The sequence below is a fragment of the Mesorhizobium amorphae genome (genome assembly GCF_014843845.1).
In the GTDB taxonomy this organism is placed as follows: domain Bacteria; phylum Pseudomonadota; class Alphaproteobacteria; order Rhizobiales; family Rhizobiaceae; genus Mesorhizobium; species Mesorhizobium amorphae_A.
Genome location: NZ_JHQS01000056.1, coordinates 102922 through 123969, shown reverse-complemented (window position 1 = coordinate 123969; position 21048 = coordinate 102922). Strand labels below are relative to the sequence as shown.

The 21048-nt window shown below is 63.0% G+C and carries 17 protein-coding genes; 9 read left to right on the top strand and 8 right to left on the bottom strand.

Annotated features, from left to right (window positions below; genetic code table 11):
• Positions 1–101: 101 nt before the first annotated feature.
• Positions 102–437 (bottom strand): hypothetical protein, encoded by a 336-nt coding sequence (locus DH08_RS36555; protein ID WP_246800966.1) that lies wholly within the window; start codon positions 435–437, stop codon positions 102–104.
• On the opposite strand from DH08_RS36555, the gene DH08_RS23000 reads away from it, so the two are divergent.
• The 6 genes from DH08_RS23000 (at position 437) to DH08_RS22975 (ending at position 9074) form a co-directional block, all read left to right on the top strand.
• Entirely contained in the window at positions 437–1960 is a 1524-nt protein-coding gene (locus DH08_RS23000) for a winged helix-turn-helix domain-containing tetratricopeptide repeat protein (RefSeq protein WP_192181460.1), read from the top strand. The genes DH08_RS36555 and DH08_RS23000 overlap by 1 nt on opposite strands.
• Positions 1961–2176: 216 nt before the next feature.
• Complete coding sequence (locus DH08_RS22995; protein ID WP_192181459.1) at positions 2177–3112, top strand: hypothetical protein; 936 nt, start codon at positions 2177–2179, stop codon at positions 3110–3112.
• A gap of 906 nt (positions 3113–4018) precedes the next feature.
• Complete coding sequence (locus DH08_RS22990; protein WP_192181458.1) at positions 4019–4306, top strand: hypothetical protein; 288 nt, start codon at positions 4019–4021, stop codon at positions 4304–4306.
• A gap of 578 nt (positions 4307–4884) precedes the next feature.
• On the top strand, positions 4885–5967 hold the full coding sequence (locus tag DH08_RS22985) for a substrate-binding domain-containing protein (protein ID WP_120019063.1): 1083 nt from the start codon (positions 4885–4887) through the stop codon (positions 5965–5967).
• 76 nt (positions 5968–6043) lie between these two features.
• Positions 6044–8299 (top strand): ABC transporter permease, encoded by a 2256-nt coding sequence (locus DH08_RS22980; RefSeq protein WP_192181457.1) that lies wholly within the window; start codon positions 6044–6046, stop codon positions 8297–8299.
• Positions 8292–9074, top strand: coding sequence for an ATP-binding cassette domain-containing protein (locus DH08_RS22975; RefSeq protein ID WP_120019065.1), 783 nt, complete (start codon positions 8292–8294; stop codon positions 9072–9074). The genes DH08_RS22980 and DH08_RS22975 overlap by 8 nt, the downstream gene beginning before the upstream one ends.
• A 255-nt stretch (positions 9075–9329) precedes the next feature.
• Here the strand turns inward: DH08_RS22975 and DH08_RS22970 are convergent, their stop codons facing one another.
• Entirely contained in the window at positions 9330–10898 is a 1569-nt protein-coding gene (locus DH08_RS22970; protein ID WP_192181456.1) for a serine hydrolase, read from the bottom strand.
• A 417-nt stretch (positions 10899–11315) separates the two neighbouring features.
• Between DH08_RS22970 and DH08_RS22965 the strand changes: the two genes are divergently transcribed.
• The gene (locus tag DH08_RS22965; protein ID WP_192181455.1) at positions 11316–13913 is read left to right on the top strand and encodes an EAL domain-containing protein; all 2598 of its coding nucleotides are present in this window, start codon (positions 11316–11318) and stop codon (positions 13911–13913) included.
• 21 nt (positions 13914–13934) lie between these two features.
• Here DH08_RS22965 and DH08_RS22960 read toward each other — a convergent pair whose 3' ends face one another.
• The 5 genes from DH08_RS22960 to DH08_RS22940 all read right to left on the bottom strand — a co-directional run bounded on the left by DH08_RS22960 (position 13935) and on the right by DH08_RS22940 (position 16917).
• Positions 13935–14216, bottom strand: coding sequence for a hypothetical protein (locus tag DH08_RS22960; protein WP_246800965.1), 282 nt, complete (start codon positions 14214–14216; stop codon positions 13935–13937).
• Between the two features lie 512 nt (positions 14217–14728).
• On the bottom strand, positions 14729–14968 hold the full coding sequence (locus DH08_RS22955) for a hypothetical protein (protein ID WP_192181454.1): 240 nt from the start codon (positions 14966–14968) through the stop codon (positions 14729–14731).
• Positions 14969–15024: 56 nt separating this feature from the next.
• Entirely contained in the window at positions 15025–15468 is a 444-nt protein-coding gene (locus DH08_RS22950) for a carboxymuconolactone decarboxylase family protein (RefSeq protein WP_192181453.1), read from the bottom strand.
• 140 nt (positions 15469–15608) lie between these two features.
• Positions 15609–15791 carry a YjiS-like domain-containing protein gene (locus tag DH08_RS22945; protein WP_192181452.1) on the bottom strand — a complete coding sequence of 61 codons (183 nt, stop codon included), beginning with the start codon at positions 15789–15791 and terminating at the stop codon, positions 15609–15611.
• A 55-nt stretch (positions 15792–15846) separates the two neighbouring features.
• Complete coding sequence (locus tag DH08_RS22940; protein ID WP_192181451.1) at positions 15847–16917, bottom strand: class I SAM-dependent methyltransferase; 1071 nt, start codon at positions 16915–16917, stop codon at positions 15847–15849.
• A 149-nt stretch (positions 16918–17066) separates the two neighbouring features.
• On the opposite strand from DH08_RS22940, the gene DH08_RS22935 reads away from it, so the two are divergent.
• Together DH08_RS22935 and DH08_RS22930 are read left to right on the top strand one after the other, a co-directional pair.
• On the top strand, positions 17067–18098 hold the full coding sequence (locus tag DH08_RS22935) for a GlxA family transcriptional regulator (RefSeq protein ID WP_192181450.1): 1032 nt from the start codon (positions 17067–17069) through the stop codon (positions 18096–18098).
• Between the two features lie 457 nt (positions 18099–18555).
• Positions 18556–19209 (top strand): glutathione S-transferase family protein, encoded by a 654-nt coding sequence (locus DH08_RS22930; RefSeq protein ID WP_192181449.1) that lies wholly within the window; start codon positions 18556–18558, stop codon positions 19207–19209.
• Positions 19210–19276: 67 nt separating this feature from the next.
• Here the strand turns inward: DH08_RS22930 and DH08_RS22925 are convergent, their stop codons facing one another.
• Complete coding sequence (locus DH08_RS22925; RefSeq protein ID WP_192181448.1) at positions 19277–20899, bottom strand: ABC-F family ATP-binding cassette domain-containing protein; 1623 nt, start codon at positions 20897–20899, stop codon at positions 19277–19279.
• Between the last annotated feature and the right edge of the window lie 149 nt (positions 20900–21048).

Sequence of the window (21048 nt, the reverse complement as noted above, 5' to 3'; positions counted from 1 at the left end):
TGGAAAGCGATGGGTCGAAAGTCAGCGCCGCGATAGCCCGTGCCGGAAGCGGAAGTGGCCGCCGCTTCCCCCGGCAAGTACGGTGGATCGACAGGAGAGATTCAGCAGAATTTCAGAAATCTTCCGGTACGCGCCCGTTCCTTGGCTTCATCGTTCTCAAGAGCGAACCGGATGAGGTCGAACATGTCACCGAATGAGAACACGCGCCAAGCCGCCCGGCAGGAACTCCTGGAATATGCATCCAGCGTCATGGCTGCGTCGCCTTGTGCGCCCATGCCTGGAACAATGTTCGAAATGCTCGAGATCATCGCCATGGAGAGGCGGATGGCTTCCAGCCAAGGAGAAGGCGGATCAAATTCTCCTGATCCCTTGACGTCCGCGCCGATTGGGACCCCAATCAGGCAGCGTTTGGTCAAGCTGGTCAGATCGGCATTCAATGTCGCGAGAAAACCCAGGGCACGTACCACTGGCACTTGGCAGTTGCGAGCTTGATATTGCCCGCGGGCTGCTGTTGTGCGACGGGAAACCTGTTGCTCTGCGCTCCAAGGCGTTTGACCTGTTAGCCTACCTCAGCAGGAATGTCGGGCGTGTTGCGACCAAGTCTGAACTGATGTCGGCGGTGTGGCCTGATGTCTTTGTGACCGAGGATTCACTGACGCAGGCGGTCAGGGAGTTGCGAAAGGCGCTGCAGGACGAAAGCCAAACCATTATCCGCACGGTCGCCAAGCGCGGCTACGTCTTCTCTCCTCCCGATGCGCCAAAGCAAGAGCGCGCCGGACAGCCGCGCGTTGCGGTGCTGCGTTTCAGCAATGAAGGTGCGCCGGAAGACACCCCCTTGGTCGACGGTTTCGCCGAGGACATTGTCAATGCGTTGGCTCGCTTCGGAACGGTCGTCGTGCTGGCGCGCAATTCCGGATTTGCATTTGTCTCGGATTCCGCTTCCGATTGGCGTGCCGTTGGCGACAGCCTTGGCGCAACCTATCTGGTCCGCGGCAGGGCGACGACCCGGGCAGACGGCATGCGGGTCACGATCAGTCTCGTTGCTGCTTCGACGGGTGGAGTCCTGTGGAGCGATACCTTTGCTGCCTCCGGCGGCCAGATCTTCGACATGCAGGAAGAAATCGCCCGCCGTGTGGTGAACCGGCTGGTCGCCAGGATCGACGACGCAGGTATCAAGCAGGCAACCCCAAAACCTCCCGGCAGCCTGGCCGCATACGAGCTTCTCCTGCGTGGACTGGCCCGGCTGCGCGGTTATGGTGATGATGACAATCAGGCTGCGCGCGGTCTTTTCCAGGCTGCGGTCGAAAAGGACCCGACCTATGCCTTGGCGCATTCCTACATCGCGCTCGCCGATCTCATCATCGGTGGCTATGCTGAGGCATCCTCGGCATTGCTTGGTTCAGTGATCGACCGCGCGGAGTGTGCGGTGACCTTGGCGCCGGAAGAGCCACGCTGCCATCGCGTTCTCGCCCAGGCTTTCCTCTCAGCCCGCCGGTTCGAAGCGGCTGAACATCACCTTCAACGCGCGCTCGACCTCAATCCATATGACGCCGATACGATCGCGCAAATGGGGTATTTGCTCACGATGAGAGGCAGGCCTCTTGAAGCGCTCGCGGCACTTGACAGTGCGATACGGATCAACCCGATCCACCCCGACTGGTACCACTTGGATCGCGCTATCGCGCTATACTCTGCTGGAGACTACAAGGCCGCGCTTGTCAGCATGTCCAAACTGCCTTCGAAGACTCCCTGGCGACTGGCAAGGCTGGCAGGATGCCACGCTCAACTCGGCGACCTGAAGGAAGCTCAGCGCATCATAGCGGAGGTCAAGCGGATAGCGCCTGACTATTCGCCATTGGAGTTCGCGCAAACCGGGATCGCCTTCGAACATGCTGGTGATGTTGAGCACCTCGTTGCCGGCGTCGCCAAGGCACTCGCAGCGTATGAGCAGCAACCCTAGGCAGAGCCAGCGGGGGGTCGTTTTCGCATTGGAATGGCCGCTTCTCGCAGGGCGCGCCGGCCCAGGCTCCCGATCGAACTGCGGCATGTCGGCAAGATCCTTCGTCCTCCGAGAAGCGCGACGTCTCTCTGCCGAGCGCTGCGATGCTCTACGAACCCATAGGTATTTGAGCAAAATGGCATTAATCTGCGCAGCCTGGGGTTTCGGGGCAGACGAATGGATTTCGGCACGGGCCATGGCTACCTCCTCATCGGCGGCCTCATCCTGGTCGGTGCCGGGCTGCTGATCCTGTCGCTGATCGTCAATCTTCGCGTGGCGCACAGTGTGCGCGACGACGTGCGCCATCGCGAAAAGCTGCTGGAATACTACCGCAACATCTTTTCGCAGCTCGGCGTGATCCTGATCGGCATCGGCGTGTCCCTGTTCATCTTCTTCTTCCAGCAGAACTATCAGGACCAGAAAAGACGCGAGACGGAGCTGCAACAGGTGTTGGCCAAACTGGCGGCGCGCATTGCCCGCGGCACCCCTGTCGTCGCATCGCTCGGCGAATTTGACGAGCTGCTGGATCAAGGCGGGCCTTATGTCAGTCCGGACCTTGGGGGGACGAACGCCGCGGTCAGCGCGCAGGGAACGGAACTCGGCAAGCAGGTAGCCGAGATCCTTCTGGTCGAGCGCGACGTCGATGTCCAGGCGTTCGATATCCTCAATCTGTCGAGCGATTTCGAAACCTCGTTCGTCGTCAACGAACTCGATCCGACGCTGTGGTTCAACATCGTGCGGGACGAGAACGACATCAAATATGCCACCACCCAGCTCGCCCTCGACTACAAGGATCTGCTGGACGCGATCGGCGGCGGGTCGGTCGAGGCTGCGGTCGCCAATCCTGAAAAGGAGCGCAAAATCAAGCAGGAGGTGCTGGATATCTTCTACGATGCCGACCTGCTGCGCCTCAGCAGCAGGAGACATCTCGGCCGCGCGTGCTGGCTGTTCAGCAAGGGGCGCGGCTTCGTCGCCCTTGCACCGGCCGATGTGATCGAAGCCGATGCCAGATCGCACCAGGAATGGATCGACCGCGCGAAGCCCTTGCTGACCCAGTCGAAGTCGGGAAGCGGCGACTGCTTCAAACTGCTCCATTACGGCCAGGCGAACTGAGAACGAGCCGTCGGCGAAAACCCACCGGGTTCGATCCGTTCCCGACGTCGGTGCTCGGCCCGACCGCTGGCCAGGTGCATGACGGACAGATCGCCAACACGCTGCTGGACCATCTCGGCGCGCGCACACGCCCTAGTCATTCGGAGACCAATGGTATTTTTAGCGGATCACTAATATACATAGACGCTCGAACCAGCAGCGCCTGCCGATACCTGAGGAATGCCATGCGGAGGTTCATCTTCACGGCAATGTGCATCGCCGCGGCAACAGGCGCCAACGCCCATGATTGGTACGAAGACAGGATTGACCCGCTGACGAAATTCAAGTGTTGCGGCGGTTCCGATTGCCGCGCCATACCTAGCTCTTCGGTACGGTCCAGAATTGATGGGGGCTACATTTACTTGCCGCATAATTTCATCATCCCGAAGGATCGCGTGCAGGAATCCCCAGACGGCCAATACCACATATGCGAGAATACCTACGTCATAACCAATCAACTGTATTTGCGTTGCTTTTTCGCACCTCGGGTCAAGATCTCTCTACTGCTTCCACGTTAAGGTAAATACTGCGCGTCGCTCGCTGCCCTGAACGGACGTTCGCGTTCACTACCAAGGAAGCCAGAAGCTGCCGTCCCGGTTCAGGCCACCCGGAAGCGAGCTCTGCGACCATACGTTTCCTTCCGGCCGTGGTGGCTAAAGGAGAAACATCATGGGACTTTCACTGTACGATCCCGCAGCCAATTTCCCGCTGCCGCGCTCCACGTTATTGCAAGACGGTCAAATTTGAGCTTCCGCATTCATGCTTTGTCGAGCGTATCTCTTAGAGTCGCTTAAACCTTCTGCGCCGTAAGTTTTTAGCCGTGCTGAATCGCCGACGGCGACGATGACGACGAGATAGGAGAACGCAATGACTCGCAATCACGTTGAACGTCTTGGAGAGTTCAGGGAAATCCTGGTCGCGACTCGACGCGAAGGAGTCCGTAACGTGCACCATACTCGCGACGCAATGCGGGCAAGTGGCTTTCAGATCGGGGACAGCGACGGCTCCAGCTACGGAGCCGAGTTGAAGGCGCTCCAGGAGGAAATCGAGGCCGTCGATCGCGCCATTGAAGACGAGAAGCGGTTGGCCTTGACCCTCGAGAGCGCGGCTCAATCCCGCCGACCGACTAAACCGAGAATCGTGAAGGGAACATAGAGTCAGATACGGCCCTTGGCGCGCGCCCGTCGCGTCAAAGCGGTCGGCACTACCTTGGATAAGGTCGGCTTTCTAGCCCATCATCCCGAAAGCGGACGTTCCGCGGCCCGAGGCCGACGTCCGTCTGCTACGACGCTGATGGCAACTTTGCGCCGCATCTCGGCCATTGAAGTTAGCTCGGCCACTGCCTTAAAGCGGACATTACCGGCGACCGCGCTGGAGGTCGCGGTTGCGCCATTTGCGGACCTAAAGGCGTGTCACTGTATCCAATTGCAGTCATTCGCATTGGCCCATTTCTAGCGAACGATCAATCCTCGCTTGCGAGCGGCGGATTCGGCCGTCCAAATGCAGTCGCCGTTTTCATCACTTCCCGCATCGCTGCTGCCCCGGCGTCGAACTTCTTCTCGAACACCGTCATGTCGATCTGATTTCCGTTCGGGATCACGCTCCGCCGACCAGAGCACTATTTACGTGGGCAGGCTTTGGGCAGAATATACGCGGTGGGAGGAAGCATTCGGAATCCCCTGAATAAATGCGCCCGAACGGCTTCCGACCGTTGGTTGCAAGGGAGGATAATCATGAAACATATTTTCCCGCTCGCGGTGTGTGCCGCGGCGTTATCGCTCGGCGTATCGAACGCCTACGCACAATCGGGCGGCGTCGATAAGGCGGTCGGCGGCTACAGCTTCGAAGAAGCCGCAAAGGAGGCCCCCGGTACCAAGGACTTCCATTCGGCCGATGGTCACCTCACTTTCGCTATCGTGACACACACTGCCGGCAATGGCTTCTTCGATCCGGTCTACGTCGGCGCGACCGTCGCCGGCAACCTGATCGGCGCCAAGGTCCTGCTGCTCGGCGCGGAATCGCCGACCGACGACCCGGCCCGCGAGATCGAAATCCTGAACCAGATCGTGCAGGATCCGACGATCGACGGGCTGATCATGACAACGCCCCAGGTCGGCGCCTATAACGACATCGTCAAGGCCGCCGAGGCGAAGGGCATACCGGTCGCCACGACCAATTCCTTTGACGGTACGATCCTCAACCGCAGCGGCATCGGCCACACCGGCCAGGACGCCTCCGCTGCCGCAATCGCCGGCGAGGCGCTCGTCAAGTGCCTCGCGGACAAGGGTATCGAGAAGGGTTCGATCGTCCTGCCGTCGTCGACCGCAATGGGCAACATTGAGGTGAACAATCGCGTCACTTCGGCTTTCAACGCCATCGTCAAGGGCTTGAAGGATGCCGGCAAGCTTGATGCCTTCAAGGTCGACGCGGGTCCGGAGAACACCGGTATCGACACCAATCCGAATGATCCGGTGAACGGCATCGTGACGCTGTTCGAATCGCGCGGCGACGTCGTTGGCGCGTTCGCCGGCAACAACGTGTTCACGCCGGCGCTTGCCAAGGCCGTCGCTCAGGCCGGAATGACCGGCAAGATCTGCGCCTACGGTTTCGACCTGGGCCCGGCCCAGCAGGATGCGATGAAGAGCGGCGATCTGACCGGCGCGCTCGGGCAGCAGCCTTTCTTGCAGGGCTTCTGGCCGGTTATGCAGCTCTATCTGCAGATCGACCGCGGCATCGCGGCGGCCAATCTCGACACGCGCGCCCAACTCGTGACGCAGGAGACTGTCGGAAACGTCGGCAAGCGCTTCGAGAACTGATTTCGCTCGGAACGTTTAATCGGTGCGGGAGGGCGCGAGTTCCCCCGCAGCGACGGCAACGACCAGAGGGGGACCCATGGCGCCCACCGCGACCAAATCGCCCGGCCGTGCGCCGCCCCAGCTTGTCGGCGGCTGGGAGGCGGGGCTGCTTGCCCTGCTTTTGCTGCTCTATCTCGGCGGCGCTTTCGTCAACCCCGCGTTCTTCGGCTCGACCGAGGCGCTCCACGCCCTGCTGCGCGACACCTCGCGGGTGGCCATCATCGCGGTCGGGATGACCTTCGTCATCGTCAACAAGGACCTCGACCTGTCGGTCGGCTCCACCTACGGCCTGGTCGCCGTGGTGTTCGCCCGGCTGTTCGCCCCGAGCTTCCTCGATCTCGGTATCGTCCCCTCGGTGGTCCTCTGCCTGCTGCTCGGCACGCTGATCGGGCTGATCAACGGCGTGCTCGTCACCGTCCTGAAGGTGCCGGCGTTCATCGGCACGCTGACCATCCTCTTCATCGGCCGCGGCTTCGTGCTGGCGCTGACCCACGGCCAGTCGATCTACTATCCCGCCAAGGCGAGCGAGCATCCGCTGTTCTTCCACCTCGGCGAGACCAACGTCCTGGGTTTCAACAACCAGATCGTGGTCTTCGCCGTCGTCGCCGTGGTCGGCGCCTATGTGCTTGCCAAGACCCGCTGGGGCTACGAGACCTTCGCCACCGGCGGCAACGAGCAGGCAGCGGGCTATGCCGGCATCCCGACCAACTGGGTGCGCATCCGGGCCTACCTGATCTCCTCGCTCTGCGCGACCCTCGCCGGCCTGCTGTCGGCCGCCCAGGACAAGGGCGTGACCCCGCTCTACGGCGTCAGCGGTGAGCTGACCGTCATTGCCGCCGTCATCATCGGCGGCGCCTCGATCCTCGGCGGCCGCGGCCGGGTAGCCGGGTCCTGCCTCGGGGCCATGCTGGTCGTGCTGCTCGACAAGGTGCTGCGCGAGGGCTGGCCGATCACGCGCATCATCAAGATCGGCGACGAGGAAATCACGGTCAACGCCGTCTTCTCGCTGCCGGTCGGCGCGGTGCCGGTCTTCCTCGGGCTGCTGCTCATCGTCGCGGTGCTCATCGAGCCCTATCTCATCCGCCGCCAGGTGGCAGGGCGCCTCTGGGCCTGGCTCCGCGGCCGGCCGCCGCCACCGGCCTACGAGATCGGCGGCATCGCGATCGAGGGGGTGCAGACCAAGGGCGCGATGGCGACCGACATGGCGCTGTCGGCCACGGGATTAGGCAAGTTCCTCGCCCGGCGCGACGCGCTCGCCATCATGCTGACCGCGCTCCTGTGGCTGACCGGCCTCGCGCTCCGGCCGGACTACTGGTGGAACCTGTCCAACAGCTTCGCGATCCTGCTCAACTACACCGAGCTTGCGCTGATCACCATAGGGCTCACCTACGTCATCGCCGCCGGCGACATCGACCTCTCCGTGGGGGCGGTGCTCGCCCTCGCCGGCAGCACCGCCGCCTATTTCCTGAAGGTCCTCGACGCTGACCCACTCACCGCCGTGGCGATGGGCCTGCTCGCGGGCATGTGCGCCGGCCTCGTCAACGCGATCGTCACCGTCGGCTTCAAGCTGCCGGCCTTCATCGCCACGCTTGGCATGTTCTACATCGCCCGCGGCCTCGCCGCCTGGTTCGTCGCCGGGCAGCAGCTCACCGGCTGGCCCGAGGGCTACAACCTGCTTGGCCGCAAGGTGAACGACATCCTGCTGCACTACCGCATCTCGCTGCCGGACGGGCTCCTGCGCTCGATCGCCGAGGTGGTGAGCGTCCAGACCATATGGATGCTGTTCGTCGCCCTCGTTGCCGGCGTCGTGCTCGCCTACATGCCGTTCGGGCAGAAGGTCTATGCGACCGGTGGCAACATTCGCGCCGCCGCTTATGCCGGGATCAACACCAACCGGGTGCGGTTTCTCGCGCTCATGCTGGCGGCGCTCTGCGCGACAATGGCCGGGATCATCAACGTCGCCTACTTCCGCAGCTTCAACCCGGTGGCCGGCCAGTTCCGCGAGCTCGACGCCATCGCCTCGGTGATCATCGGCGGCGGTTCGATCTTCGGCGGCTACGGCACCGTGATCGGGGCGCTCGCCGGGGCGGCAGTGATCACCCTGATCCGGGCGCTGCTGCAGCTCAACGTCCAGGGCCTCGCCATGCCGCAGCACTGGATCAACGTCTTCATCGGTGGCATCCTGATCGTGGCGGTGCTGATCGACATCTGGGTGCGCCAGGCCAACATCTTCGGCCGCCTGCGGGTTCGCCTCGCGCGGCGCACAAGAACGGCGGAAACCACCCATGCGTGACGCGACTAAGCCTGCACCGATCGTAGAAATGCGGGGCATCGAAAAAGCCTTCGGTGCGGTGCAGGCGCTCCGCAACGTCGACCTCGTGCTCTATCCCGGCGAGATCCTGGGCCTCGTCGGCGACAACTCGGCCGGCAAGTCGACGCTGATGAAGATCCTGACCGGCGCCTACCAGCGCGACGCCGGCGGCGAGGTCTTCGTCGCCGGGCAGCCGGTGCGCTTCAAGAGCCCGCACGAAAGCCGCGACGCCGGCATCGAGATGATCTACCAGGACTTCGCGCTCTGCGGGAATATGGATGTCGGTCAGAACATCTTTCTTGGCCGTTGGCCGCGCAAGGGCCTTTTCGTCAATCGGCGGAAAATGTACGCGGAAGCCGACAGCGTGCTGAAGCGGCTCAAGGTCGACGTGAACTCCGTCTATCAAAAGGTCGAGAGCCTGTCGGGCGGCCGCCAACAATCTGTGGCGATTGCCCGCGCGATCTCCTTCCTGCCGCGCGTGGTGATCCTCGACGAGCCGACCGCCAATCTCTCAGTGATGGCGACCGAGCGGCTGCTCGAGACCATGCTGGAACTGAAAAAGCAGGGCGTTGCCCAGATCATCATCTCCCACCGCCTCGTTGACATCTTCGCTGTGGGTGACCGCGTGATGGTGCTGAAGCGCGGCGAGAACGTCGGCGATCGCTACATCAGGAACACCGACGAGCATGAGGTCCTGGAGATCATCGTCTCCGGCACGCGAGAGCACGCACTTACGGCCGATGAGGCAAGGCTTTGACCGTTCAGGATCACTTTTCTCCAGCCGTGGCTGTCAAACAGAATGGCAGCTTCCACTCCCCGTGTAGGCCTTGAAGCGTGACATCAAGAAGGTCGTCAAAGGGTCAGTTCACGACTATGCAAGCGGGGTGCCTCAAGGTCCGCTTCCGTCTATTTGCGCCCTTAAGGCCCAAATAGGACGTTCGGCACGTCGACTCCTGATGTCGCCTTCTGGCGCAAATCGGTCATTCAGCGCTTGCGCCGGCATGTCCGCTGTCTACCGGCCATCTTGATCGCCGACGCGCCGCAGCGTGCCGAGATGATTGTCGTCGAGAAACTCTATCGTCATCGCCGACGCCTTGCCGTCCGGGCCGACGACGAAGCTGACGCCCGTTGGCCTGTCCGGTGTCTCGGCATCGGGGAAGGTCAGGAACAGGTCGCCGTCGAAATGCGTCAGCGAATAGGACCGGCCGCCGGCCGGGCCGACCTTAAGCACAAGGCCGTCTCCCGCACTCGACACGACCGCATCGCCGATGAAGTCGTTGGCGTAGCGGCCGGCATAGGCACTGGCCGGCCCGACCGGCCTTGCCGGAGACGGCGGCGCGGCATAGGCGGCCTTGGCCGCTTCGACCGCCGGACCGAACAGGCCGGCATAGATCCCGTCCCATGCCTTGATCCAATCCTTCTCGACTGCACCGTCGAAGACGAGATCGGCAAAACTGTCGGACAGCCCCTCGGGCACGCCTGTCGGAAAGGCATTGGCGATGATGACGATGCCAAGCTTCTCCTTCGCGAAGACTGTCACGAGGGTGCGCGCGCCGACGCTGAAGGCGCCCGCATGGCCCCAGCTCAGATCGTGCCGGCCGAATTCGACATTCCAGCCGAGGCCGTAGAAACTCTCGCCGCCGGAAACGGGGTTCTTGCCGCGGGTCATCAGCGGCACATGCGTCTGGCCCAGCGCATCGGCGGCAATCAGCGTCTTGCCGGCATAGACCCCGTTGCCGACTATGAGGCGCACCCATTGCGAGAGATCGCGTGCCGTGGAACTTACACCGCCCGCCGGCGCCTGCGCATCCGGATCGCGCTTTATCTTCGCGGCCCAGGCGCCATCAACCTTGACGTGGAGCGCGGCGCGATTGGCATGCTTGACGAAGTCGGAATGGCGGGAGCTGGTCGAGGCCATGCCAAGCGGACGGTAGAGTTTTTCCTCGGCGACCTCCTCCCAGGGTTTGCCTGTGGGCTTGGCGGCAGCAATGGCACCCTCGGTCAGTCCGAAATTGCTGTAGGAGTAGCCGGCACGAAAGCTCGACGATGGCGGCACGAACCGCAGCCGATGCAGGATCTCGGCGCGGTCGTAGCCAATGTCCTCGAGGTCGTCTCCGGCGGTGCCCGGAAGCCCGCTGCGATGCGCGAACAGGTCACGGACGGTGAGTTGGCTGGTCGGATAGGGATCGGCGAGCCGGAAGGCCGGATCGAGGTCGGCGATTTTGGAATCCCAGGACACGATCCCCTCGCTGACCAGCGCCGCCACGACGGTGGCGGAAACCGGTTTGGAGAGCGAGGCGATCTGGAAAACCGTGTCGGCGTCGATGGCCTCCGGCTTGCCGGCCTCGCGATGCCCGAACCCTTTGAGGAAGATCACCTCGTCGTCATGCACGACGCCGATGGCGAGACCGGGCACGGCACCGTCGGCGACGGCGGCTTCGGCGAGCGCTTCGAGTTTCGACAGGGCAGCGGCGATGCGTTCGGGCGTGATGTCGTCGGCCGACGCCGCACGCGGCCAGAACGCCATGAAGGCGATGAAGGCCCAGATGCACCAGTGGCAGAGATACCGATCCAGCCGCACGATCGAGCCTCCTCCCCTGCATTCACCTGGCCATAGTACAGGCCGGCGCGGGCGAGGCCAACTCTCCCATCGGTTGTGACCGAGGCCTCCAGTCAGGCCCGCGCGTCCCTCCCCCGGTGCGTACTGCCCGGTGCGCTCGACGCATTCCACATAGCTGCCGCCACAGGATCGCCTCGCCAGTATTGTCCCGAGGACAAAGATCCTTTTGGGTTGCTGAAATCGGCGACCAGTATCGGTCCGTTATGCACTGCTTCAGCCCGCGGACAGGAATGCCGGCAACAATGGGCCCGATGCTGAAACTTGCGGCCGGCCTGGAAGGTTAAATTTAAGCACTTTCTACTAGGTTCGCCCGATGGGCTATTGTCCAGGAAAGGTATTCGGGTCGAATTGACCAGAACGGGATTCAATCTCGGCCGCGTGAGACAGGCCGTTTTTTCTGCCGCCAACTTGCCGGCGGCGATAGCCTTTGTCGTGCTTCTGATCTGCGCCGTGTTTGCCGACCAGCAGAACAGACAAGTCTCCGATCAACTGGCGCGCGCCAATGTCCTGGCCAAGGTCAACATTATCCGCGCCAAGCTCGAGGGTAACATAAACGGCAATCTCCAGCTCGTGCGCGGCCTGGTATCGGCCATCGTCACCGAGCCCTATATGGGCCAGCAGAGATTTGCCTCGCTCGCCGGCAATCTGTTCGAGCAGAAATCGCAATTGCGCAACATCGCCGGCGCGCCGGACCTCGTCATCTCGCTGATGTACCCGATGGAAGGCAACGAGAAGGCGATCGGGCTCGATTACCGCAAGAACGAGGCGCAACGCACGGCAGCGCTTCGGGCTCGCGACGGGCGCACGCTGGTGTTCGCCGGTCCGGTCGACCTGGCGCAAGGCGGGCGCGGCTTCATAGGCCGCATCCCGGTCTTCGTGCCGACGGCGGGCGGCGGCGAGCGCTTCTGGGGAATCGTCTCGGCGGTGGTCGATGTCGAGAGGCTCTATGCGGCGAGCGGCCTCAACGACTCCCAACTCGACATCGATGTTGCGCTGACCGGCAAGGATGCGCTGGGCGGCGGCGGCGAGCGCTTCTTCGGCGGCGACAATGTCATCGCCGGCAAACCCGTGACGGCCGAAGTGCAGCTGCCTTCGGGCTCCTGGCGGATTTCGGCCATTCCCAAGGGCGGCTGGCCAGCGGCGCCGAAGAATGAGCGGACCTTGCAGGCAATCATGGCGCTCGCCGGCGTGCTGGTGGTGCTGCCGATCCTGGTGGCCGGGCGGCTGTTCGGCGAAAGGCAGAAAAACTATGCCGAGTTGAGACGCCTGTCGGGGCGGCTGGAGCTGGCGCTGGAGGCCTCGGGCATCGGCGTGTGGGAGCACGACCTCGCCACCAACGAACTGGTGTGGGACGACCGCGTCAACGAGATCTACGGCAGGCCCGCCGACGGCAAGCCGCGCGCCTATGATGACTGGTCGGGGACGATCCATCCCGACGATATCGAGCGTGCCCGGCAGGATTTCGACCAGGCCGCGGCGACCAAGGGCCTCTACTCCTCGCAATATCGCCTCGTCCATGCTGACGGCCATATCCGCCATGTCCGCACGCGCGCGACCTTCTTCCAGGACACTGGCGGCACGCCGAAGATGATCGGCGCCGAATGGGACGTGACCAGCGACGTGCTGCTCAACGAGAACCTGGTGCGCGAGCGGCAGCTGTCGGAATCGAAGAACGCCGAACTAGAGACCGCCAAGGCGCGCATCGAGCATGTGGCGCTTCACGATTCGCTGACCGGCCTGCCCAATCGCCGCTATCTCGACGAGATGCTGGCCGAAAGCGGCGAAGCCGGCCGGCGCACGGCGCTGCTGCATCTCGACCTCGACCGCTTCAAGCAGATCAACGACACGCTCGGCCACGCAGCGGGCGATGCCATGCTGTTGCATGCCTCGAAGGTGATCAAGGGCAATGCCGGGGCTGCCGATTTCGTGGCGCGCATCGGCGGCGACGAGTTCGTGGTGGTGAGCCATGGCCGTGGCGACGACAAACTTGCCGAACTCGCCGACCGCATCATCGAAGAGATGCGGCAGCCGATCACCTACCAGGGCCACCAGTGCCGGTTCGGCGTCAGCATCGGCATTGCCGCCAACAGCGGGGTCGACGCCAAACAGTTGCTCGTCAATGCCGATCTCGCGCTTTACCGGGCGAAAAGCCATGGCCGCAATCGCTACGAATTCTTCAACGCGGAACTGCAGAGCGAGATCGTTCGGACCAAGCAGACCGCCGATGAAATCCTGGGTGGGCTGGAGCGGAACGAATTCATCGCTTACTACCAGCCGCAGTTCGACGCCAAGACGCTCGAGATCGTCGGCGTCGAGGCGTTGTCGCGCTGGAAGCATCCGCGGCGCGGCATCCTCGCCCCCGCCGCCTATCTCAAGGTGGCCGAAGAGCTCAATGTCGTGGCGCTGATCGACAGCGTCACCCTCAAACAGGCGCTGGAGAATTTCGAGCGCTTGTCGCATCTCAACATCCCGCGTGTGTCGGTCAACGTCTCGGCCAGGCGCCTGGAGGACAGGGACCTGATCAACGGGTTGCGCAGGCTCGCCATCAAGGAAGGGACGGTGTCGTTCGAACTGGTCGAGTCGATCTTCCTCGACGAGAACGACGATTTCGTTTCCTGGAACATCGAGCAGATCAAGGAACTCGGCATCGACATCGAGATCGACGATTTCGGAACCGGCCACGCCTCGATCGTCAGCCTGCTCAAGCTGCAGCCGCGCCGGCTGAAGATCGACCGCCAGTTGATCACGCCGATCATCGACTCGAGGGCGCAGCGGCGGCTGGTGTCGTCCATCATCGAGATCGGCAAATCGCTCGGCATCGAAGTGGTGGCCGAAGGCGTCGAAACGATGGAACACGCGCGCATCCTGAAGGAATTGGGCTGCGACATCCTGCAGGGCTACGCCTTCGGCCGTCCGATGGACGCCAAGGCCTTCAAGGCCTTCGCCCAGTCGCGCAAATGGCTGGCTGTAGGGTAGCGGGCGCGCCCCTGGCCTTGATCAATGCGCCACGCCGTCGGATGCGTGCAGGAGTCTCCAGGTCAAGCCGATGCGGCCGTCGAACTGGAATGCAAAATGTTCGGCGGCGACGCCTTCCAGGCCGTCATCGACAAGAGCTTCGATGCTTCGTCGCACCAGCGCGAACTGCATCTCGCGGGCGTGTGCCAGGTCTGCCTCTCTCAGGATTTCCGTGACGTGGTAGGCGACAACGGGCTGGCCGAGGCAAGACATGAGAGCGCTTGCTTCTGACGTCACTGCCGTAACTGCGTCTTCGATATTCATTCTGGCGCTCCTCATCAAACTTGATGCTGGCGCCTCCCCATGAGACGACGGTGTTCCGTCGCTTACTTTTCAATTTCGACTGTCGCGAGTGAAAGTGGCAGATGCGCGAACAGGGGAACTACTTCTTGTTCCAGTCTCCTTGAGCAGCCTCGCTACCCAAATCAGTATGCTGCAAAATTGAATTAAAGGCGACCGGATAGTTAATCGATGGTTAATGGCGGCGCTCGCATCTCAAGCGTTCGCGCATGAAACATCGGGCAAGTCCGCCTTGCGCCTCATGTCGGTCATTGAGGTGTCTGTTGCCACGGCCCGAAAGCAGACATTGTTGGCGACCATTCTGAGGTCGCGGTTGCGCCATTTGCGGTCATTCAACTGACAGCCGTCTGACGTGCCGGTCTGATCGAGCCGCTGGGCGTCGGCGGATCGCCTCTCCGCGTCATCGTTCGCGCCACCAGATAGGCGCTTCGGGTCGGGGAAAGGCTGTCGGGGCCTCGGAGTGGCCAGCGGTTGGATCACGCTCCAGCCTGCGCGTTTCTGTATCTGGCCAGGACGAGCCGGACGATCTGGATCAGGTTCAGCGCGATGAAGAACACGTTCCAGGCGACGACATTCAGCATCGGAACCGGCTGGCCGTAGAAGTAGACGGCAAGGCAGGTCGCTGCGGTGACCGTCAGCATACGCAGGCGCAGCATGTCCATCGTGAAATAGGTGGTCACGTAGAGGACGTGCGCCGTGTTTATGAGGATTTCCATGGGTGAGCACTCACTGAAAGCGATCCGGAGAGGGCGGCGTCGGGCGCCGCAATCCGTCAGTCGCCGCCGAATTCGGTCTTGAAGGTTTTGAGGTCGATCTGCATTCCGTTGAGTACGGTGCTCCAGTGACGGACATAGGCCGCCTGGGCGACCGCCTCTGCGACCTCCTCGTCCGTTGCACCCTGTGCCTTGGCGAACTTGGTCTCGACCCAGGTGCAGTATTGGCACGGGATCTGCGCCGCCACGGCAAGGTTGATCAGTGACTTCACCTTCGGCTCGAGCGCATTGTTCTTGTCCGTCAGAAGGCCCTTGGTCATAGCCCACGCACCGGCGACCGCCGATTTCGGATAGGTCTTGATGTGGCTGGGCACGACTCCGAACGTCGCCTCGATGTCCTTGTAGGTGTCCTCGACTGAAGGCAGTTCCTGCGCCGCGGCGAAGGAGACAGCACCCAGCAGGGTTGCGGCGGTGATCGCCGCGATTGCAAAGATCTTTTTCATAGTCGTTTTCCTTGTCATCGCTCTTTGATCGAAGGGGGGTGGCCCGTCTTCGCGCGCCCTTCACGCTACGAAGCGGGGGCCGCCCGGGTTTTGGGGCCGGGCGGGTATCTGGTCTGGGATTGCGAGCTTGCGATGCCGTTTCAGTCAGCCAGCGATTCCCTTGCGGCATGAGCAACGGGCCCGATGTCGAATCGCGTCAGGCCGATGTCCTTGAGCTGAGCATCCGAAAGTGCATGCAGCATCCAGGCGTTGCGGCGCGCGCGGCGCGCGTAGAGCATAGTCGTTGCGGCGTCGATTGCCGCGCGTGCAAAGGTCTTTCTCATTGTCTTTGTCCTTGTCTTCACTCATTGGTCCAGAAGCGAGGGAGGCGGCGGCGCCTCAGCGCCGCACCTCGAAGATGAGGTTGAAGGGCGTTTCCGCGGCGCGGCGGAAATGCGTGAAACCCGCCTTGCGGAACACTTCGGCCAGGCGCGCCTGTCCTGCCTGCGCACCAAGGACCATGGTTCCGCCCTCGGAGATCGCGTGTGCGCAGCAGACCAGGGTCGACGCCGAGTAGTAGAGCTGAGCCACCGGCGAGAGGTTGTCCTTGACGTGGTCGTGCGCGAACGGCTCGACCAACAACACCGTGCCGCCGGGCGCCAGCACCTTGGCTGCATGGCGAGCGGCTGCGACCGGATCGCCAAGGTCGTGGAGGATGTCGAAGAAACAGATCAGGCCGTAGCGCCCGTCCGGATATTCGTCGGCGCGGGCATGCGCAAAGTCTATTCGGTTGGACAGTCCGGCAGCTGCCGCATTCTGCCGCCCCTCGGCGAGGGTGGCATCGTGCGTGTCGAAGCCGTGGAAACGCGAGTTCGGAAACGCCTCGGCCATCAGCAGCGTCGAGTGGCCGTAGCCGCAGCCGACGTCGGCGACCTCTATGCCGCCCTCCAGTTGTTCCACAACGCCGTCCAGCGCCGGCAGCCACTGGGGCACGAGGCTGGCGCGGTAGCCGTTGCGGTAGAACGCGGCCGAGCCACATGAAAGCCGCCCGTCACGCTCTCCCCAGGCGATACCCTTGCCGGTACGGAAGGCTTCGAGCGTCTTCGGCTCGTCGAACCACATCGACGCCGGTACATTCCATGCGTGCGGGATGTAGACCGGGCTGTCCTCGTCGGCCAGCACCATCGCCTGCTCCGGCATGAGTTCGTAGGTGTCGCTCAGCGCGTGATAGGCGAGGTAACCGCCGGCCGCCTGAGCGTTGAGCCATTCGCTCACATAGCGTTCGGCGCAATCGGCTAGCGTGGCGATTTCCTGTGCGCTCAGCGGACCCGCGCCGGCCATTGCCTTGTAGAGGCCGAGCTTGCTGCCGACGCTCACCATCACGCCGGTATAGCCGGCCGTCAGGTCGCCGATGGCGCGGGTGGCGAAGGCCTCGAGCTTTGCTTCGTCGATCTTTGGTGTATCCAGCATCGTACTTTCCCTTCGGGCGTTGAGTTGCGTTTGGATGCGGCTGTGGTGTAGGCCCTTGGGGAGTCTGCGCGACAGAGCCGCTATCGCCCGCAATCGGTCCATTCGTGCCATGTGGGCCGCTTTCTCGTCGCGCGGCGCGAAAGGTCGCGATGTCCAGACAGGTCAACCAGAACGGATCGGTCCCGCTGCGGGTCTGCCTCGTGGCGCTGCCGGATGCCGTCATTTCGACGCTGGCGGGGATCTACGACGTCATGAACGGGGTCTCGATGATGGGGATCGCCAGCCCCGGCGCCGAACATCCCTTCAAGGTGGAGATCGTCGGCGAACAGGCAGGTCCGTTGCGATTGGCCAGCGGCGTCCCCATCGACGTGCAGCGCACGATCGATGACATCACGACGTGTGCCATCGTCATCGTGCCGTCGGTTCTGCTGAAGCCGGGCGGATGGGAAACGGGCCGCTACCCACGCCTGGTGGACTGGCTCAAGCGCATGCACGATGAAGGTGCGAGGCTGTGCTCCGCCTGCTCAGGGGTCTTCCTGTTGGCCGAGACGGGGCTATTCGACGGCCGGGACGCGACCGTCCATTTCGGCTACGCGAGGGAATTCGCGGCTTGCTACCCTGCCGTACCGATCCATCCCGAACGTGTACTGGTGATCGCTGGCCCGCGCGAGGATTTGGTCAGTTCGGGCGCGTCGAACACCTGGCACGACATGGTGCTTTACCTGATCGCCCACCACGTCGGCGCGACGGTCGCGCAGGAGGTCGCGCGCATGTTCGCGCTGCAATGGCATCAGGACGGGCTGGCCCCCTACATGGTCTTCGAGGGCAGGAACGACCACGGCGACGCCGAAATCCAGAACGCGCAGGAGTGGCTTGCGACCCACTTCTCGATCGCCAATCCGGTCGACGAGATGGTCAAGCGGTCCAAGCTCGCCGAACGCACCTTCAAGCGACGTTTCGCCGATGCGACGGGCCTTGCGCCGCTTGCCTACGTACAACGTCTGCGGATCGAGGACGCCAAGCGGCGGCTGGAGCGCACCAGTTCGCCCGTGGACGAGATCAGCTGGCGCGTAGGCTACGAGGACGCCGCATTCTTCCGTCGTCTGTTCAAACGCACCACTGGAATGACGCCCGGCGCCTATCGGAGGCGGTTCCAGATACCGGAGTTCGCTCGCGGGTAGCCCGCAATCGGGCGGTTAGCCGCGCTCAGGACCGGAAGTCTCGCATCCATCTGGACCAGCGCACGACATGTTGAATGCCGACATTGACTCGAGATGACCAGACGGCTGCCTAAGCTCAGGTCACGATTATGCTCACGCCGATCTGAAAGTCCGCTTTTGAAGGTCCGAAACCAGAAGCTGCCAGTCTGCTCGCGGCCCGAGTCCGGCCGTTCTAAAATAGCCGCTTTGCGCCATTTTGAGACCTTCGCCGACGGAAGGGTTTCAAGCCGTTCGCCGGCAACGGCCGCGTGCAGAAGGTTCGGACCGCGAAATCCCATGGCCAAAGAAAACGAGATAGTTGTCGGGACCCGCGCGGCTCGTTCGTCCTCTGAAGGCAAAGCGCAAGAACCGGATACCTGACCATGAGAAAGATCGTCGCAACCACGCACAGCATCATGCAATCACCCGGAGCCTTCCAATGACCCCCACCATCACAGCCTTTGAACGATCGCCCGACCGCGGCAGGGGACAGGCCCGTGACATGCGTGTTCGTTGGGCACTCGAAGAAGTCGGCCAAGCTTACGACGTTCGTCCTGTTTCGTTCAGCGCGATGAAGCAACCCGCGCATCGTGCGCTTCAGCCTTTCGGGCAGATCCCGACCTATGAGGAAGGTGATCTCGCTCTGTTCGACTCAGGGGCCATCGTGTTCCATATCGCGGAGCGCAATGCGGGCCTGCTGCCGGACGACGCGAATGCCAGGGCGCGCGCGATCACATGGATGTTTGCCGCGGTCAGCACGCTGGAGCCGCCGATCGTGGATCGGGAAACCGCCATCCTCCTGGAGCGCGACGAGGCCTGGCACAAGCAGCGCCTGCCCATGGTCGAGGATCGTATCCGTGGCCGGCTGGGCGAACTCTCCGATCGCCTTGGCGACGCCGACTGGCTCGATGGTGGGTTCAGCGCCGGTGACCTCCTGATGGTGATGGTGCTGCGCAGGTTGAACCGATCGGCTCTGCTGGACGAATATCCGAACCTCTCCGCCTATGTCGCCCGCGGCGAAGCGCGGCCGGCCTTCAAGCGTGCTTTCGACGCTCAATTGGCGGTTTTCGCCACCGCATCGGATGGCGGATGAGGCCGCTCCAGGTCACTTGCGGCAGACGCGAGTGGGCGTCCGCCTTGTGCCAATTGCCGCCTAGCCTCTAGCTCCTCAGCCCCGGCGCTTCCTGCCCGGTGCGCTCGACATATTCCGTATAGCCGCCGCCATAGGTGTGGATGCCTTCGGGTGTCAGTTCGAGCACGCGGTTGGAGAGCGCAGCCAGGAAGTGGCGGTCGTGCGAGACGAACAGCATCGTGCCTTCATATTGCGAGAGGGCGGTGATCAGCATCTCCTTGGTGGCGATGTCGAGGTGGTTGGTCGGCTCGTCCAGCACCAGCAGATTGGGCGGGTCGAACAGCATCAGCGCCATCACCAGCCGGGCCTTTTCGCCGCCTGACAGCACGCGGCATTTCTTCTCGATCTCGTCGCCGGAAAAGCCGAAGCAACCGGCGAGTGCCCTAAGCGGCGCCTGGCCGGCCTGCGGAAAGCTGTCCTCAAGCGTCTGGAACACGGTGCGCTCGCCCTCGAGCAGTTCCATGGCGTGCTGGGCGAAATATCCCATCTTGACGCTCGGGCCGCGCGCCACCGTGCCGGCATCGGGATCGGACGCGCCGGCCACCAGCTTCAACAGCGTCGACTTGCCGGCGCCGTTGACGCCCATGATGCACCAGCGCTCGCGGCGGCGGACTTGAAAATCCAGCCCCTCATAGATCGAGCGGCTGCCGTAGCCCTTGTGGACGTTCTTCAGCGTCACCACGTCCTCGCCGCAGCGCGGCGCCGGCTGGAATTCGAAATTGACGATCTGGCGGCGCTTCGGCGGCTCGACGCGGTCGATCTTGTCCAGCTTCTTCACCCGGCTCTGCACCTGGGCCGCATGCGAGGCGCGCGCCTTGAAGCGTTCGATGAAGGCGATCTCCTTGGCCAGCATCGCCTGCTGGCGCTCGAACTGCGCCTGTTGCTGCTTGTCGGCGATCGCCCGCTGCTGCTGGTAGAATTCGTAGTTTCCGGAGTAAGCGGTGAGCGAGCCGGCGTCGATCTCCACCACCTTGTTGACGATGCGGTTCATGAACTCGCGGTCGTGCGAGGTCATCAGCAGCGCGCCGTCGTAACCCTTGAGGAACTGCTCCAGCCAGATCAGGCTTTCGAGATCGAGATGGTTGCTCGGCTCGTCGAGCAGCATGACGTCCGGCCGCATCAGCAGGATGCGGGCCAGTGCCACGCGCATCTTCCAGCCGCCGGAGAGTTTGCCGACGTCGCCGTCCATCATCTCCTGGGAAAAGCCGAGGCCGTCGAGCACCTCACGTGCGCGGCCGTCGAGCGCATAACCGTCGAGCTCCTCGAAACGGTGCTGCGCCTCGCCATATTTTTCGATGATCTCGTCCATCCGGTCGGCCTGGGCGGGATCGGCCATGGCCGCCTCGAGTTCCGCCATTTCGGCCGCCACGTCGCTGACCGGCCCTGCGCCGTTCATCACTTCGGCGACTGCGCTGTGGCCTGCCATGTCGCCGACATCCTGGCTGAAATAACCAATGGTGACGCCGCGATCGACTTGCACCTGGCCCTCGTCGGGCTGTTCCTCGCCATTGATCATGCGAAACAAAGTCGTCTTGCCGGCGCCGTTGGGGCCGACAAGGCCAATCTTCTCGCCCTTCTGCAGCGCGGCCGAAGCCTCGATGAAGACGATCTGACGGCCATTCTGCTTGCCGATGCTTTCGAGACGAATCATGGGGTGTTCCGGGAGGCCGATGCGAGGTTGAGGGATTTGTCCGGGGCCATACGCGAATGAGGGTGCCGGGGGAAGAGGCAGAAGCGCCGCAGCGCCGACAGTGAAGACTGGCGACGGCGGCAGTGACAGCCGATCTCCCCCTTCGCGGG